This window comes from Acetobacterium wieringae, from assembly GCF_026646375.1.
In the GTDB taxonomy this organism is placed as follows: Bacteria; Bacillota; Clostridia; order Eubacteriales; family Eubacteriaceae; genus Acetobacterium; species Acetobacterium wieringae_A.
Genome location: NZ_JAIPPU010000020.1, coordinates 1 through 17,647, shown reverse-complemented (window position 1 = coordinate 17,647; position 17,647 = coordinate 1). Strand labels below are relative to the sequence as shown.

Here is a 17,647-nt window from a genome sequence, read left to right as displayed (position 1 = left end):
TCGAGCATTGAAGCATTTTTGTTTCCCGAGGAAACAAGAAAATCAGGAAATAAAGGAGTAATTGACAGAAATGGACACTGTTACAAAGGAATTGTTTAACACTTTCGGGAAATATAATTTTTTTACCGAACCAGAATTGAATACTGAAGCCAGAGAAGCGCTTTGCCTATTTCTCAAAAAACTCAAAAAGACAAAAAGCAGGAAGTCGTATCAAAGCGGTTATAACTACATGTTCTATTTACGATATTTGATGATCATGCGAAGGGGATTAATTGATGAAAATTACCGCATTGTGTGCAACGAACTGGGCAGTTTAATTTATCGCTTTCCACCAACGGAAACCCGAATCAAGTTAGTCATCATTGAACTGCTTGAAGAATTTCTAAAGGAGTGAGCCGATGTTTGGAAAAAAGAAACCAAAACAGCCGAAAATTTACATCGGTGGATTTAAAGAAAATTTTGACGATGCATTATTTGCCATTCAGAATGGCCTTGCCATGGAAAAGGATATTACTGGCAAAATTGCTTGTCTGGATTTTGCCCTGAAGATTTTACAGACCGACCTGAAACATTCCATTCTTTCGGAATCGATTTATAAAAAAGATATCACAGACTTAAAAGACAGTTATATCCCGTCAGTCACGCCATTAAAAACAGATGGGCAGAACTGGATCAATCAACGAACCGGTGAAATAATCAAGCCGGTTTTAGATTTTCGTATCGCCATTATGTTTGAAGTGGAAAAAATGAAATTTGAATTACAACACGAACTTGAATCCGGTTATATAAAGCCGGGAAGGCGCTGTGCTATTCCAGATGCATGGGTTTTTTTTATATGTTCAAAATGGATCGATGTCTATTAATCGTTGAATATGGGAATACAGATAATCCTGTTTCCCGAGGAAACAAAATGGCGAAAAGACTAATCCTGTTTCCCGAGGAAACAAGATATTCGAAAAGGAGAAAAAATGCAGAAAATTAAAAACGGATCATTTGCAAAGTATTTAGTTACGTTAGAAGCGCATGAAAATGACTTGCTGTTATTTAATGGGGATCAATTTATCTGGGCATTCGATGCGGAGATTGATGAAGATACCCAAAAGCCCGTGTGGGCTGCTGCCCGTTACTTTGATGATTATCGGATCGTTCCGCCATTGGCAGAAATAAAGAAGTATTACAACAATCCATTTTGTATCATAGAAGGTTTATGTTTTGCCATTGATCCAGAAAATAACCGGGCAGTGTTGCAGGGTTCAAACTTCCACGATGATGTACGACCTATTAATATTCCAATTTCACCGGTTGAGCTGGTCGAGTACCAGGGGATTTCATACCCGGTTACAGCGGTAGCGGATTGGGGATTTTACAATAATACCAGTGTAACCGATCTGATTCTACCGGATTCAATTACGGAAATCGGGAATTATGCCTTTGCCAATTCGATCATCCATGACGTGAAAATGCCGGCGGATATCAGTATGGGAAATAATATTTTTTATGGCTGTAACCATTTAAGTGAAAAAATGAAAAATTATCAGGACGGAATAAAAATTGATCAGCAACCGCAATGCAATGTATTAAGAAAAGGCGATGTTTTTCAAACCAATGCTTCCGATCAGACGGTGGTATTGGATGTAAACGGGAGCGACGCCCTGTTATTTAACGGCCGGCAATTCATTCGAGCCACCAATATTCACCAGGACGAACAGGGCTTACAGTGGGACGAAAGCCAGGTTTATGAGCAGTTTAGTGATATTTCTAAACAGCAATCGGAGCAATCGTTTGAGGATGAATGGGAGCCGGAAATGTAAATTTGTTTCCCGAGGAAACAGGAACAGAAAATAAGAGCGTGTTTCCCGAGGAAACAGGAAATGGTTGAAGATCAAAAAAGATCTCTTTTTTTATTGAAAGATTCAATGATCCGATTAAAAAATATGAATTTTCAGGAGGTAAGAAGTGGAGCGGAATGAGAGTGTAACGCAGTTCTTATGCATTGTGTATGATGGGGCCGTAGTAGAAGTGGATAGCTTGAAGGAGGGGTTGAAGCTGGCCGACGAAATGGTGTGTGAAAATGGTTCGGATATTACCATTGTGCAGAATGAGGAAGTCATCGCCAGACGGGAATGGATTGCGGAGTCAGAAGTTATTGATCCCTTTGGGGATCCGATGGATGCCGAGCGTGATCCGATTGTTTTTGAAGGGGTTGGATTTTATTCAGATTGGTTGATTGATCAAAACTACAAGGAAAATGAAATTACAAATATGACTTTTAGTGAGCTGCTAGACAGTGGTCAAATTAGAGAGAGTCAAGGCAGTCAGTATAAAACCTTTGGGGAATTACTTAACAGCAATCAAGCTTTTGACTGTGAGTTGATTATTGGGGATGTGGATATGCCGGCATCCTTTGTCTGGAATGAAGAAAGCCGCATTACTCCCTATGGCTGTGACTACTTTAAACCGTTGATGGCATGCAGTTACGAGTTGCTGGAGAATGGCAATATTTCTATTGCTGATTGTGATGAGGTAACGGGCGAAAAATTTGCTTTGGCCTGTGCCGGTTATATTTCAACTTCAGAATTTAATAAGATGTTTAGTGAAGTGGTGTTGGATGAAAAAGCGCATGATAGTACACAAGATCAAAGATATGAGGATCTTGAAGATGAGTGGGAGCCGGAAATGTAATTCTGTTTCCCGAGGAAACAAAATTAAAAAAACGAACGTCTTGTTTCCCGAGGAAACAGGCAGAAAGGAATAAAAAATGCAAGCTCTAGCAATTGAAAATGAAGTGATCGGTTATATGAATGGTAAAGCGATTGTTAAAAATGAGAATGGTGAGTGGTTTTATGTCGAAGTTCCGGAGGAATTTATTATCGCCGGCGAACAGATTGCTGATGAAGATTTAGCGCCACTGGAACTTTTACCAAAACCGGTTCAAATGGGTATTCTTAAGGAAATGGGAGATCGGTAAATGGCCAAGTATGAGAAGCGAAGTCCTGAAGATATTAAAAAAGAAATGGATCTCTATAACCAGAAAATAATTGATCTGGGTGAGTCATTCAAGCGTGATCCGGCGGTTATTGCTGAATATTTAGAGTTTTCTTCAAAGTTTTATCGTTACAGTCCCCGAAATCAGCAGCTTATTTTTTCTCAGAATGATCGGGCATCCTTTGTGGGCAGTTATCAGTTTTATAAAGAAAAAGGTTATCAGGTGCAGAAGGGTCAAAAAAGCATGAAGATCCTGGTACCGGTTAAAGCGTCTTATTTTTATCGGGATGGTGAAAATACGTCCACTCCTTTAATTAATGCGACCAAAAGTGAACGAGAGCGGATTAAGCGGGGAGAGATCGAGGTAAAATCGGTCATGCGGTTTAAACTGGGATCGGTTTTTGATATTTCTCAAACCGACTGCCCGGTAGCCGAATACCCCCGGTTAGTGAGTTTTGGAGAAGCATCTCAGGATCATGCCACCCTATATCAGCAACTTCGGAGTTATTGTGAAGATCAGGGATTTCCGGTTGAGGAAACGGCCTTACGATCGATCAAATTACGAGGTTCCTATACGCCATCTACCAATGAAATCAGATTGAATGAAAAACTCCAGGACACTCAAAAGCTCGGGACCTTTCTGCATGAAATGTCCCATGCTTTTTTAGATCATACAGTCGAAGCATTTCGTTCCGAAATAAGTGAACACCAGCATGAATTTGAAGCAGACGGCTTGACCATTATGTTTTTGAGTCGCTTTGGCCTGGAAGTCACCGAAGGAACCAAAGATCATCTGGCATCCCATTACCAGAGTTTTCTGGAACAGATCGAAGCGCTGCCGGCAGAAGAACAGAAAAAACATAGCCTGAACCTGTCCATGGACAAGATCAACAATACCTATAAAGAACATATCGGGGCGATGGAAGAACATTTGAATCAACTTAATGCCGGGGTACAGTCTGAAGACTATGAAGAAGAATGGGAGCAGGAAATGTGATTCTGTTTCCTCGGGAAACAGGATTTTAATTTATTTAATATATTTCGGCGTACAAGCATCAAAAGTTTAGCTTGACAATGATGTAAGGAGTTAAGTTGTGCAAATATAATATTTCATGCTATAATAAGAAATAATTAAAATATTTTTAAAGGAGAAAATTATGAAAATAGATATGGACATGGCTGCTGATTCGCAAATGGCGATTAATGATTATTTGCATAAAGACAGAAATAATGAGTTTCCTCACAATGCAATGGTTACAATAAAACAGGATTCAAGGGTTATCTATCATGAAACAGAATCTGTTAGGGCAAAAATCGATTCGTATAATAGTTTTGTTGATATCATTTGGAAAGAAGATGATAGAAATTTGGATGATAGATATTATTCGCATTATACAAATCAATATCAAGTAATGAAGTATGATGGTAATTTCTTGATTATTTTTGCTAAAGATCGAGAAGGAAATATGATTGAAATATCGATAGACTAAATTCAAGTCAAAATTATGTTCTTTAACTAATGAATTTAAACTCTTTTATTTTGAATAAGACCATAAAAAGATCGTATTTGTTTCGGATGAAAATGGTCTAAAAGGAGAATCCTAACAATAATCTTGTTTCCCGAGGAAACAAAATACAGGAAACACATCGCAAGGAGATCCAATCGGATCTCTTTTTTCTTTTCAATCACAATGACAAACGCATATTGACGAAAGGTGAATAGAATGAATTCAAGAGAAATACAACATTTTCCCCAAATAGCGCAAGAAAATTTTCAGACACCTGAAAACTGGATGACCTTTCTGGAACGGTCGGCCTGGCATTATAAGCATACCTTTTACAATCAGATGCTGATCGTCTTCCAACGGCCGGATGCAACCGCAGTAACCGGAATCGAGGCATGGAATAAAAAGCTCTATAATGTTCACAAATAGTTGGACACAAAATCCAGAAAATAAGATAAACTATACACATGAGTAAAAAACGACGAACCTGGACCCCTGAGGAAAAAGCAACCATCGTACTGGAAATCCTCAGAGAAGAAAATACGTTAGCTGAGATCGCAAAAAAGCATGAAGTATCTCAGCAATTGTTAAGCCGTTGGAAAACCGAATTTATCGCCAATATGTCAGCCGTCTTCAATAAGAAAAATGAAGATGTGGACAAACTCAAACAGGAGCATGAAGATGAAAAGGAGCTGCTCGTAAAGAAAATAGGCGAATTAACACTGGATGTCGATTGGCTAAAAAAAAAACAAATTCAAATCTCTCAAATGAAGAAAAAAGAGCGTTAATTGATTGGAAGCACCCTTCCTTAACCATAAAAAAACAGTGTCAACTTCTGATGCTATCGCGATCGACAGCTTATCATGTACCTGTAGATGTTTCGCCATCCAGGGATGAAATCAATATTAAAAATGCCATTGATCGTATTCATTACGAGGAACCTGCCTTTGGCGTCAGACGAATCCGGAATGAACTGCATAAACAGGGTTTTCATAACGTGGGCAGACGTCTTGTCAGACGTTATATGATGGAAATGGATATTGTCTGTTTCTATCCCGGTCCTAATCTGAGTAAGCGGGCCAAAGCTGCAAAAACCTATCCCTACCTGCTGAGAAATCTGGAAATTGACCGACCGAATCAGGTGTGGTCCATTGATATTACTTATATTGGAACTCCAAATGGATTTGTGTATTTAACCGCTATCATTGACTGGTATTCCCGCTATATTGTGGGATACACCATCAGCAACACCCTGCAAACCGATATGGTCACCCGTGTTATAAAAAATGCCGTTGAAAACTATGGCGCACCTGAGATTATTAACAGTGACCAGGGCAGTCAGTTTACGTCAAATGCCTATATTGACCTGATTAAAAGCTTCAAAACAACTAAAATCAGCATGGATGGTAAAGGCCGTGCTACCGACAATATTGCCATTGAACGGTTTTTCCGATCATATAAATGGGAACGCCTGTATTTGCTGTACCCGGAAACCGTTACTGAAGTGAAAGCTATGACAAAGGAATACATCGCTAAATATAACCACAAGCGTGGTCACCAACGATTCGATTACAAAACACCGGCAGCTGTATTCTATGAAAATATGGCATTGGCTGCCTGATCAAAATGCGAAAGGAGATTTATCTAAATATTTCTGATTTCGTGTCTTGACAAGCGTGTACATTATACTCAATCGAACGGTCAACGTCGGTGCAAAGCGAATTCTGGTGCTGGATGATCAGCTGAAGTATGAATTTAAAAACGTATTCGACGTGAGCGATACCCATAAACGCAATCCGGATGGCCCGGATTTTAAATTGTGGAGCCGGGAAAATGTGGATGAAGTCGAGATTATTAAACGAGCAACTGAACAGTATCAGGAAACACGCTCAAAGCATACGCTGCCATACTACATTATGACGGAAATGAAAGTGCGAAATAAAGATCAGTTTGAGTATTTTAAGACTGAGATCATGGATTCGAACAGACTTTATCTCAGGAATTTGGATGTGAGTGACTTTGCCACTCTGTATGATAACAGCGTAATCTATCAGATCCTTTCCCGATGTGGCTATAACCCCAGGGATTATTTTAATCCGGAAGATTTTGCACAAATAAAAAACATTAAAAACTTTAAGTCGCTGATATTTTTGGGTAATAATGTAACGAACACCACCAAACCCTTTCTCATTGAAATGGGAAAACTGGTGCAAACCATTGAAATGGAACAACTGAAAAATCAAATAGAAGGAGAACTAAAAAATGAGCAAGAACCAGGAAACATTCAAACCTATGGAATTGACCTATCACCAGGAAGGGGAGTTTCTGACCCCGGATATCAAACCCCTGACTCCACCCAGTCAGGAAATCGGGAAGTACGGGAACTTAAGGAACCAGTATCTGAAGGAATTCAAGCCGGATCTGTTGATGGAACTGATCTTCGACGACAAGATCAACGAACACCTGGTGGAAGTGGATCAGGCAGCCCAGCGCCGACTGGAGCTGATCATGGCGGGGATGATGAAAAATCATCCGGCTCCGGACAAGAAAACCCAGCCCCTGGAATGGGCGGGTTATATGAACAACCTTCAGAACCTGGCCAACGAGATCGTTCTGTCGGAACTCATTTACAACTAAGCCTGTTTAAGCCGGAACAGGAGCCAATAAAACCAAACCAACAAGCGGAGAGCCTTAAGCCCTCCGCTTTTTCTATGCCCCAGCATGATATTGATGTGATCCTTCGCAGCGCCGGCAATAAGAAAAACAGTCAATTACGCATTGTCGCCCAATACAAGAAGCAGCTGCCGGCAGAAGACAATGTGGCTTTTCTACAAGCAGAATACCGCACCGGTGGCAAAGGGTTTTACATTGATGAAAAAGAAGTGGCGGTCTGGTTTGATAAAAACGGCATTCAGATCGCCAGGGGGAACACGGTACAAAGTAATTTCATGAAAACCACCCTGTCCTGGGAACAGGTTGAAAAGCGGATCGGGGAACTCTTAGAAAATGGCCTTTATATGGGCCAGGAACAGCTTGATCAGGTCGATGGCCACGAACGCAAAGAACTGGCAGATAAACTCTGGCATCTGCATCAGGATCGATCCGGGGAATTTTTTATGGAGGATGACATTTTTCGTGGGGGTCATCCGGATAGTTCAGCTCGGATTGCTGAACTTTACACTGATCCGGAAAAATTGGATGAAATTATTAACGGACTAGACGGGTTTGTCAAAAAATATAAGGTTGACCGATCCATTTTACGTTTTCACTTCCACAAGCCGGATGAGTTATTAAGCCGACTCCGTGATTTAAAGCGGGAGCGCCGGGAGTATCAGGCGAACGGGTTTGATTACCAGGAACCGGCGATGTTTATTACTGAGGATGAAGTGGATGCGGTTTTAGGTAGTGGTAGCAGTATGTCTGGAGGAAAACAGCGGATCATCAACTATTTCACAGAAAACCACTCATCCCAGGAGAAAGCGGATTTTCTCAAAAATGAATATGGCCAGGGGGGACGATCTCATGCGCTTTCCGGAGCGGATCACAGCTGGTTAGATTACAGTGCCAAAGGGATGCTGTTACGCCGGGATGAAGCAGAAAAAAGCATCCTTTTATCCTGGCCAAAAGTGGCAAAGCGTATCGAAGAATTGATGACCCAGGGGCGCTATGTGCTTGATGAACCAAAACGGGTTAAATCAGCAGAGCAGAAACCGGAAAAACCGACAATTCCGATGGCCGATATTCATGATCTGCTAATCAACGTGACCCCGGACGACTACACCCGGCCCGTGATCTATGATTTATTATCCGAAACCAAAAATAATGCAGAGTTTGGCGAAGTGATTAAAAACACCTATTTATTCAGCGAAGTCCCGGTGCTCGGGAATCTCACGGATACCTACCGACAGCATCTTGATCAGAATGGGATTCGCTTTGAAAAGACTGCCGATCCGTCGATTGATTATTTCTTGTCCTGGTCAGAGATTGCCGGGGAAGTCAGAGAACTCATTGAAGCCGGCCAATACGTCGTGCCGGGAGCCTATCAGGAAGTGGATCCGGAACCGTATGTTGAAAGCTATGGAGAAACCAAATCATTTATAAGCTTTGATCGGGATCCGGAAGATGCTAAAGATCGGGAATTGATTGCTGTATCCGCAGCGGATCAGGATGAAGGGGATCATAGCGACCAGAAAAAAACGGAGATTAATACCCCTAAACCGGAAAACTATAAAATAACTGCTGATGTCCTGGGAGAAGGCTCACCACGACAAAAGTTCAAAGCCAATGTTTTGGCAATTCAAACCCTGCAAGCGATTGAAAAAGAAAAGCGAATGGCCACGCCGGCAGAACAGGAAATTTTATCCCGATATGTGGGTTGGGGTGGGCTGCCACAGGCATTCGATCCGGATAACATCCATTGGAAACCGGAAGTTCAGGAGTTAAAAGAATTGTTATCCGAGGATGAATACAGTTCGGCCAAGGGATCGACACTAAATGCCCATTATACAGCGCCGGTTATTATCAAAGCCATGTATGACGCACTGGAGCAGATGGGGTATTATAAAGGGAATATTCTGGAACCAGGGATGGGTGTGGGCCATTTCTTTGGCTTATTGCCGGACGCCATGAAGGATTCGAAGCTTTATGGCGTGGAGCTGGATGAGATTACCGGTCGGATCGCCAAAGCCCTTTATCCGGAAGCAAACATATCCGTGTGCGGGTTTGAGAAAACCCAATTCTCCAACAGTTTTTTTGATGTGGCCATCGGGAATGTCCCCTTTGGTGATTATCAGGTTTATGATAAAGCCTATGACAAACACAGTTTTATGATCCATGATTATTTCTTAGCCAAATCGCTGGATAAGCTACGGGATGGGGGCGTGTTAGCCTTTATCACCAGCAAAGGAACAATGGATAAGAAGTCGCCCATGGTCAGGCAGTATCTGGCTGAACGGGCGGAATTAATCGGCGCCGTGCGCCTGCCGAATAATGCCTTTAAAGCGAATGCCGGCACCGAAGTCACATCGGACATCATCTTCATGAAGAAGCGGGATCGGAAGGTTCTAGCAGCGGATGAACCCTGGGTACATCTGGGAATGGATGAAAATGGGATCCCCATGAATCAGTATTTCATTGATCATCCGGAAATGATCCTAGGGGAGATGCAAATGGTATCCGGACGGTTTGGTGATGAATCGGCCTGTTTGCCGATCCCCGGGAACGACCTGAAGCTTGCACTGGAAAAAGCCCTGGGCAATCTGGATTATCAATTTCCACAAGTGGAAATTGAAGCTGAAAACCTTATGGAAGATGACCAGGCTACCATCCCCGCCGATCCGGATGTGGCCAATTACAGTTATACCATCGTTAATGATGAACTTTACTACCGGGAAAATTCTGTAATGAACCGGATGGATAAACCCGCAGCCACAACGAGCCGGATTATGGGATTGATCGGTCTCCGGGACTGCACCCGGGAACTGATTGCCCTGCAACTTGAAAATGGTAGTAATGAGGAGATTGAAAAGAAACAGGAAGAACTACACACCTTATACGATGCCTTTTCCAAGAAACACGGTCTGATTAACGCCACCGGGAACCGTCGGGCCTTTGATGAGGATGGATCCTATTGGCTTTTATGCGCTCTGGAAGTTCTAAATGAAGATGGTACCTTCAAAGAAAAATCGGACTTCTTCTATAAGCGCACCATTCGCACCAATGAGGTGGTTACAGCCGTAGACACCTCCAATGAAGCGCTGCTGGTTTCCATCAGCGAAAAAGCCAAGGTCGATCTGGACTATATGAGCAGTTTAACCGGAAAACCCAGGGACGTTATCATTAACGATCTGGAAGGATTAATCTTCCGGGATTTTGGAAATCTTGATCCGGAGCAGCTCCCCCAAAACCTTTTCGATGCCACGGACGTTCCCTTTGTCACTGCCGATGAATACCTGTCCGGAAATGTCCGAAAGAAGCTGGATCATGTCCGTCAGCTGTTTGAAAACCTACCCAACGATCAGTCTCAAACCCTTTTACCAAACATCACTGCACTGGAAGCTGCCCAGCCCCGGGATCTGGAAGCATCGGAAATCGAAGTGCGGTTGGGAGCAACCTGGATCGATCCTTGCTATATCCAGGATTTCATGGTTGATACCTTTAAGCCGGCAACCTATCTGGTTAACAGCGGATCCATCAAGATCCATTATTCCCCCTATACCGGGGTCTGGAACGTACAAGGCAAGAATGCCGATACCTATGATAATGTCCTGGCAAATGTCACCTTTGGCACTAAACGGGCCAATGCTTATCGCATCCTGGAGGATTCCCTTAACCTGAAGGATATCCGGATTTATGACACAATCCAGAACGCTGATGGCAATGATGTCCGTGTTCTTAATAAAAACGAAACCATTCTGGCCAATCAGAAGCAGGAGCTGATTAAAGAAGCGTTCCGGGATTGGATCTTTCAGGATCCACAACGCCGGGAGGTTTTAACCAGGAAATATAATATCCTGTTTAACAGCATCAGGCCCCGGGAATACGAAGGAAGCCATGTCGTCCTTCACGGTATTTCGCCGGAGATCCGTTTGCGGGATTATCAGCTTAATGCCATTGCCCGGGGGCTGTACGGCGGAAATACCCTGCTTGGTCATTGCGTCGGTGCCGGCAAGACCTTTGAGATGACCGCCATTGCCATGGAAAGCAAGTACCTGGGTTTGTCCAACAAAGCCCTGTTCGTGGTTCCCAATCATTTAATCGGACAATGGGGAGCTGAGTTTCTGGCACTCTATCCCGGAGCCAATGTCCTGGTTGCCCGGAAAAAGGATTTTGAACCGGATAACCGCAAGAAGTTCTGTTCCCGGATCGCCACCGGTGATTATGATGCCATAATTATTGGCCATTCTCAATTCGAAAAAATCCCCCTGTCCAAAGAATTTCAGGAACAGGCCCTGGACAGTCAGATTGAGGATGTGCTAATGGCCATCGATGATGCCAAACGCAATAATGAGGAACAGTTCACCATCAAACAACTGGAAAGAACCCGGAAGTCACTGGAATTACGTCTGAACCGACTCAATGATGACACCCGAAAAGATGGCGTCATTACCTTTGAGGAATTGGGGGTTGACCGCCTGTTTGTGGACGAGGCACATTCGTACAAAAATCTCTTTTTATATACTAAGATGCGAAACGTGGCCGGCATCGGGCAGAGTGAAGCCCAAAAAGCCACCGATATGTTTAACAAATGCCAGTATCTGGATCAATTAACCCAGAACAAAGGGGTGGTCTTTGCCACCGGCACACCAATTTCGAACAGTATTACCGAATTATATACGATGATGCGTTATCTCCAGTACGACACCCTGATGGACATGGATTTAGGTCACTTCGATGCCTGGGCGTCGACCTATGCTGAAGCCATTACCGCCATCGAATTATCCCCGGAAGGAACCGGATACCGATCCAAAACCCGTCTGGCCCGGTTTTATAATCTGCCGGAGCTGATGGCTGTTTTTAAGGAGGTAGCTGATATTCAAACCCCGGATATGTTAAAACTCCCGGTACCAAAGGCCATCTATGAAGATGTGGTGATTAAACCGTCCGAACATCAGAAGGAGATGCTCATGGAGCTGGTCGCCCGGGCCGAACGGGTCCGGAATCATCAGGTGGAACCCTATGAGGATAACATGCTGAAGATAACCAATGACGGACGTAAGCTGGCTCTGGATCAGCGACTGATTAACCCGCTGCTGCCCGATCCGGAAGAATCAAAGGTGAATAAGAGTGTCGAAAATATTGTCAAAGTCTGGCAGGACAGCATGGATCAGCGTTCAGCTCAATTGGTATTTTGTGATTTATCCACGCCCAATAAAGATGGCCGGTTTAATGTCTATCAGGAGATTAAAAATAAAGCTGTTGCTAAAGGGATCCCGGAAGATGAGATTGCCTTTATCCACGATGCCGACACCGATGTGAAGAAAACGGCACTTTTTTCAAAGGTAAGAAGCGGATCCGTGCGGGTGCTGATTGGATCAACGCCAAAAATGGGCGCTGGAACCAACGTCCAAGATAAACTGATTGCCCTCCATCATTTGGATGTACCTTGGCGTCCGGCGGATATTGAACAACAGGAGGGTCGCATCCTAAGACAGGGAAACGAAAATCCGGAAGTGAAGATTTTTCGTTATATCACCGAGCAAACTTTTGACAGCTACTCGTGGCAGTTGATCGAGAATAAACAGAAATTTATCGGTCAGATCATGACCAGTAAACTTCCCGGGCGATCCTGTGAGGATGTGGATGAGCAGGCGTTATCCTATGCCGAAGTCAAAGCCCTGGCCACCGGTAATCCACTCATTAAGGAGAAGATGGATCTCGATGTAAAAGTCACCAAGCTGAAGCTGATCAAAGCCAATTTTGTCAGCCAACGTTATCGTCTGGAGGACAATATCTTAAAAGCCTATCCAAGAGATATCAGTATCCAAACCGAGCAGAAAAACGCCTTAATTGAGGATCAGAAGCTCTTTGAATCGAAACGGCCAGCCAAGGATCATTTTGAAATGACCATCGGCAATGTCTTTTATACCGATAAGAAGGAAGCCGGCACCGCCATTCTGGAGGTAATTAAAAAGCTGGAAGATTATAAACCACGGTTAATCGGCCAGTATGCCGGATTTAAAATGGCAGCCAAGTATGGCGGTTTCGATGGGGTCGATCTTTTATTCAAAAATCAGGCCACCCATACCGTCCATTTGGGCACCGATCCCCTGGGAAATATCACCCGAATCGGTCATGTCCTGGAAAGCATCCCGGATCAGATCAAAAAATGTGAAATGAATATCCAGGATACCATGGAACGGCTGGAAAACGCCAGAGATGAGGTTAAAAAGCCTTTTCCCCAGGAGCAGGAACTAAACGACTACCTGCTACGATTAAACGAGCTAAATACAATTCTCAGCGTCGAACAATCCGACCATTCCCAGGAAACCCCGGACAATGATGCAAGTATGGCGGATCATCTGGAGTATATGGAAATGTGTGCCATCGACGAAGGGGAATGGGAGCCAGAGCAATAATTTGAATCAAGCAATGATCTTAATAGAAAGGAATCGAAGAAACCGGATGGGAAAATCGACTAGTCAAGAAGTAGCAAAACCGTCAACCAGCTCCTGCATGAGCAAGCTGGTTGGATCCGATAGTAAAAGTAGAATCATTGAAATTTTTCGCAAGCTGAATATTTCTTTTCAATAACAAGGGTGTGTGTAGTAGTCACTTGATTGCTGCACACCTTTTTTGTTGTGCTTAAAATTTGATTTAAGAAGGATCTGACAGATAAATAATGAGGGTGGGGACAACGTTAGACCACCGAAAAAAGAAGCGTGGTGTGGTAGAGCCTAAATAATAAATCTATTCGGCCTTTTAATGTGCTGCTGCATTAAAATGTCGTCATTGGGGATGAGAACGTAAACCCAAGTAAAATAATCACGGTTCGGGGGAAACTTCGGGAGAGATTTTGGATTCGTTAAGGTGATAGTCACCTTTGTAGTTTGGACGAAGGATAATGAGAATCCAGTGGTCATGAAAAAACCACCTATCCAGCAGACTTTTTATTTAAGACGTAGAAATGACAAGCTTTATGCTTTTTTGCATTCAGGATTTCTACGCCCTTTTTTAGTGATTGAAAAAGAAATTTAGAGGGTTCTCTGAATTATTGGAATATAGTTTTCTTCATTTCACCGGCCCAAAAGATATAATCAATCGCTTGATAAATTAACAGCCCTTGATCAGCAAAATTAGCAATATCTTGACTACCATCAAAATAAGAGGTTTCTTTGAAATCTTTATAATCATGGATAAAATTGTTCGATAATAGATTGATAACAACGTCATTTTTTTTGTTGTTGTACTGCACCTTAGAAATTTCTTCAGCAATCTCCCATGCTTTTGTTCCTTTTTCGATTTCTTCGGTACTCAAGCGTTCCAATTTTCTCACTAATTCACATCCGTTCATTTTTCTTTTCCCGCTTTTTCAATATAATTTTTTATGAAATTTCTTAATTCAGTTACTGGTTTGGTACCGTTTTTTTCACACGCTTCCCGATAGGCTTCGAATGTTTCAACTGGAATTTTTAAGGGGATCTGCTTTAGTTTTGCCAGGTATTTTTTTTGTGCCTCATATTTAGGCAGAGTCTCTGTGTAGATTACATGCAATTCGCCATCGTCAATATCCCAATTCCAATGCTCATCCAATTGATCGCTTTCTTCTAAAAATTCTAATCGTTCTACTTCGGTTATTTTTAACAAAATGCTGACATTTTCTGTACCCATTGCGCCTGTCTGCATTGCTTTTTTTTCGATTGCGTCTTTAATTTTTTCGATCATCTTTTTCACCTTTAAATTTAATTGGCAGTTTGGGATGCCAGCCCTTAATTTGATAAGATTTATTTAGATAATAGTCTCTATTTTATCTGAAAACTGTTGGACTTCCCCAAGTACCATGAATGTTACTATACCAAACAACATCACCATTTTTATAAACTACTTTTAATCCAGCATATCCCATGTCCCATAATGTCTCAATTTCTTTGAAACGAGAAATTCCTTTGCACCATTCTTCGTCGACTTCTTCCCATTGTACACCATTCCAATATTCTTTCAACATTGTTTTCTCTCTCCTTATAAATTATTTTCGAACAACATCTTAACTTACCATAATTATATCATATAGGTACCTATATGTAAAGGGTTTTATGCGTTTCTGACTAAAAATGTATAAAATATATTATACAAAAGTATTGTTTTTATTATACTTTTGTATTATTATAAAGACATAAATTCGAGGTGATTAAATGAACAATTTACAGATGGTTGAAGCGAATGGTTTCGTCGGTATTAGGATTAAATTATTTCTCAAAGAAAAAGGGTTTAAGCAGCAAGTGTTAGTAGATTTGTTAGGGATATCGAAACATTCGGTTTCCATGGCATTAAGGGGAGAACGGATCTTTAGCTATACAGAATATCAATTAATATGCGCATGTTTAAACGTTCCGACAGATTATTTTCTAGATGATCAGAGAGAAAATTTAGAGAAAGTGGGTAATAAAATGAACGCATATCCTGAAAGAGAAGCATTAAGAGAAAAAATTAATACCGCTATGGAGACTGGCAATTCAAGTGAATTCTGCTTTAATAATGATAATGAGTATTTTTTAGCTGTTGGTATGATTGGAATGTTTTTCGGAAGGTTTGTAAGCCCAAAAATGGCGAAGTATTACCAAAGTAGATTAATTAACGCTAAAAACGATCAGGAAATTAAAGATTACCTTACAATGCTGTTTTTAAAACACTCACATGAAATCGCTCAAGGGAATAAATTTGATTTTCTTATGTCAAACATTATGTCTTGGGGACTGGATGATCAAAAAATTGATTCTGAGGCTATTACAATTGGAATCTTGACATCAATCTCAATAAGTAATCAAAAAAGAAATAAGTTCAGAGAATGGCAGTAATTTAGCCACAACAGAAGCTGTTTTTAAATTGTGTTATTAGAGTGTATATCTTACTCAAATGACCCTGCCGAACCATAACATGCAATGTTTTTAAATAGGTTATTGGCTAACTGCCATGCCGCCGAACCGTAACATAAGATGTCTTTAAATTCATGTTTGATTGAATTTAACAGTATAACCACAAACGAAGCAAATAGAAAGACAGCTGGCCACTTCCGAGTGGTCTTTTTTATTCCCAAGAAACATTGTCCATTTTTTTCTTGACGAAATAGATTAACCGGTATATCATAATAGAACGAACGTTCGTTTCATTTGGTGATTTAGTGGGGTGAAGAAATGGATCGAGTTATTTTACACAGTGATATGAATTCGTTCTATGCAGCTGTTGAATGCTTGTATAATCCAGAGATTAGAGATAAGCCGGTGGCCGTTGGTGGTAATCCGGAAAAACGTCACGGGATAATCCTGGCCAAGAATGAGAAAGCCAAAAAAGCAGGTGTTAAGACCGGAGAAGCCTTATGGCAAGCGATGGGGAAATGTCCTGGGCTTATCATTGTACCGCCGAATTATGAACGGTATCTCCGATATTCAAAGTTATCCAGGCAGATTTATAACCGCTACTCGGATCAGGTGGAGCCTTATGGTTTGGACGAATCCTGGGTCGATTGTACGAATAGTGTGAAAATACACGGATCAGGCGAAGAAATTGCCCGAAAGATCAGTGCGGAAATTAAAGATGAGCTGGGAGTGACGGTATCAATCGGAGTATCCTGGAACAAGATTTTTGCAAAGTATGGATCGGATTACAAGAAGCCGGATGCGATCACAGTAATCACCCGAGATAATTATAGAAAAATTGTCTGGGAACAGGAAGCTGGAGATCTGCTTTATGTGGGACGATCTACCAAAAAGAAATTACTGAAATATGGTATTTATACCATCGGCCAATTAGCAGAAAGTAATCTTGATTTTCTGGTTCATGTGTTTGGTAAGATGGGGGTGGTTCTATGGCGGTTTGCCAATGGTCTGGACGATAGCCCGGTTAAAAGTTTTGATGAGCATTATAATGGCAATGAACGGCTGATTAAAAGCATTGGCAACAGCATTACCACACCCAGGGACTTGACTAATTTGAAAGACGTCAAGATCATAATTTATATGCTGACCGAAAGCGTGGCCATGCGTTTAAGAGAAACCGGCTGTTATTGTCAAACTGTGGCCATTCATGTTCGAAATAAAGAGCTGCACAGCTTTACCAGGCAAATGAAGCTCCAGAAGCCATCGGATCTGACCAATGAAATTGCCAGAGCTGCTATTGATCTCTTTGTAAGAAACTATGATTTCAGTTCAGACATCCGCTCCATGGGCGTGAGGGTTACGGATATGGTACCGGATTCAACACCCATTCAACTGGATTTATTTGGCAATGAGGAATTACGGGTACGACAGGCAAGATTGGATGATACCGTGGATGGCTTGAAAAAACGCTTTGGTAATCTGGCGGTGCGACGGGCTGTGACGATTGATGATCCGATGGGGTGCCTGGATGCTAAGAAAGATCATGTTATCTATCCCATTTCATATTTTTAAAAGCTTCCTGTATAATTTAAATAGGTCAAGAGATTGACAATAAAAAATACCTCA

General features: G+C 41.9%; 16 protein-coding genes. 13 read left to right on the top strand and 3 right to left on the bottom strand.

The window, feature by feature from the left end:
- Positions 1–70 precede the first annotated feature (70 nt).
- The 11 genes from Q7P33_RS15635 to Q7P33_RS15590 all read left to right on the top strand — a co-directional run bounded on the left by Q7P33_RS15635 (position 71) and on the right by Q7P33_RS15590 (position 13,567).
- Positions 71–394 (top strand): hypothetical protein, encoded by a 324-nt coding sequence (locus tag Q7P33_RS15635; RefSeq protein ID WP_303871674.1) that lies wholly within the window; start codon positions 71–73, stop codon positions 392–394.
- Positions 395–398: 4 nt separating this feature from the next.
- Complete coding sequence (locus tag Q7P33_RS15630) at positions 399–863, top strand: DUF6710 family protein (RefSeq protein ID WP_303871673.1); 465 nt, start codon at positions 399–401, stop codon at positions 861–863.
- Between the two features lie 105 nt (positions 864–968).
- On the top strand, positions 969–1,811 hold the full coding sequence (locus Q7P33_RS15625; protein WP_303871672.1) for a leucine-rich repeat domain-containing protein: 843 nt from the start codon (positions 969–971) through the stop codon (positions 1,809–1,811).
- A gap of 145 nt (positions 1,812–1,956) precedes the next feature.
- Positions 1,957–2,682, top strand: coding sequence for a hypothetical protein (locus Q7P33_RS15620; RefSeq protein WP_303871671.1), 726 nt, complete (start codon positions 1,957–1,959; stop codon positions 2,680–2,682).
- Positions 2,683–2,758: 76 nt separating this feature from the next.
- A complete protein-coding gene (locus Q7P33_RS15615; protein WP_070370315.1) occupies positions 2,759–2,968 on the top strand; it encodes a hypothetical protein in 210 nt (69 codons plus the stop codon).
- Positions 2,969–3,982 carry an ImmA/IrrE family metallo-endopeptidase gene (locus Q7P33_RS15610; RefSeq protein ID WP_303871670.1) on the top strand — a complete coding sequence of 338 codons (1,014 nt, stop codon included), beginning with the start codon at positions 2,969–2,971 and terminating at the stop codon, positions 3,980–3,982. It begins immediately after the preceding gene.
- A 160-nt stretch (positions 3,983–4,142) separates the two neighbouring features.
- Positions 4,143–4,475, top strand: a complete 333-nt coding sequence (locus tag Q7P33_RS15605; protein WP_303871669.1) for a hypothetical protein — start codon at positions 4,143–4,145, stop codon at positions 4,473–4,475.
- A 234-nt stretch (positions 4,476–4,709) separates the two neighbouring features.
- A complete protein-coding gene (locus tag Q7P33_RS15600) occupies positions 4,710–4,919 on the top strand; it encodes a hypothetical protein (protein WP_303871668.1) in 210 nt (69 codons plus the stop codon).
- Positions 4,920–4,957: 38 nt separating this feature from the next.
- A protein-coding gene (locus Q7P33_RS15595; protein ID WP_148637246.1) for an IS3 family transposase occupies positions 4,958–6,111 on the top strand; the annotation gives its coding sequence in 2 pieces (ribosomal slippage) (positions 4,958–5,240 and positions 5,240–6,111; 1,155 coding nt in all).
- Positions 6,112–6,752: 641 nt separating this feature from the next.
- Positions 6,753–7,127, top strand: a complete 375-nt coding sequence (locus tag Q7P33_RS18075) for a TnpV protein (protein ID WP_369693323.1) — start codon at positions 6,753–6,755, stop codon at positions 7,125–7,127.
- Positions 7,055–13,567 (top strand): DEAD/DEAH box helicase family protein, encoded by a 6,513-nt coding sequence (locus Q7P33_RS15590; RefSeq protein ID WP_369693322.1) that lies wholly within the window; start codon positions 7,055–7,057, stop codon positions 13,565–13,567. Before Q7P33_RS18075 ends, Q7P33_RS15590 begins: the two co-directional genes overlap by 73 nt.
- 632 nt (positions 13,568–14,199) lie before the next feature.
- On the opposite strand, the gene Q7P33_RS15585 is transcribed toward Q7P33_RS15590, so the two are convergent.
- The 3 genes from Q7P33_RS15585 to Q7P33_RS15575 all read right to left on the bottom strand — a co-directional run bounded on the left by Q7P33_RS15585 (position 14,200) and on the right by Q7P33_RS15575 (position 15,153).
- Positions 14,200–14,502, bottom strand: a complete 303-nt coding sequence (locus Q7P33_RS15585; protein WP_303871666.1) for a hypothetical protein — start codon at positions 14,500–14,502, stop codon at positions 14,200–14,202.
- Positions 14,499–14,873 (bottom strand): hypothetical protein, encoded by a 375-nt coding sequence (locus tag Q7P33_RS15580; protein WP_303871665.1) that lies wholly within the window; start codon positions 14,871–14,873, stop codon positions 14,499–14,501. The genes Q7P33_RS15585 and Q7P33_RS15580 overlap by 4 nt, the downstream gene beginning before the upstream one ends.
- 82 nt (positions 14,874–14,955) lie before the next feature.
- On the bottom strand, positions 14,956–15,153 hold the full coding sequence (locus tag Q7P33_RS15575) for a hypothetical protein (RefSeq protein WP_303871664.1): 198 nt from the start codon (positions 15,151–15,153) through the stop codon (positions 14,956–14,958).
- Positions 15,154–15,340: 187 nt separating this feature from the next.
- On the opposite strand from Q7P33_RS15575, the gene Q7P33_RS15570 reads away from it, so the two are divergent.
- Complete coding sequence (locus Q7P33_RS15570; RefSeq protein WP_303871663.1) at positions 15,341–16,003, top strand: helix-turn-helix domain-containing protein; 663 nt, start codon at positions 15,341–15,343, stop codon at positions 16,001–16,003.
- A 336-nt stretch (positions 16,004–16,339) separates the two neighbouring features.
- A complete protein-coding gene (gene dinB, locus Q7P33_RS15565; protein WP_303871662.1) occupies positions 16,340–17,593 on the top strand; it encodes a DNA polymerase IV in 1,254 nt (417 codons plus the stop codon).
- Positions 17,594–17,647 lie beyond the last annotated feature (54 nt).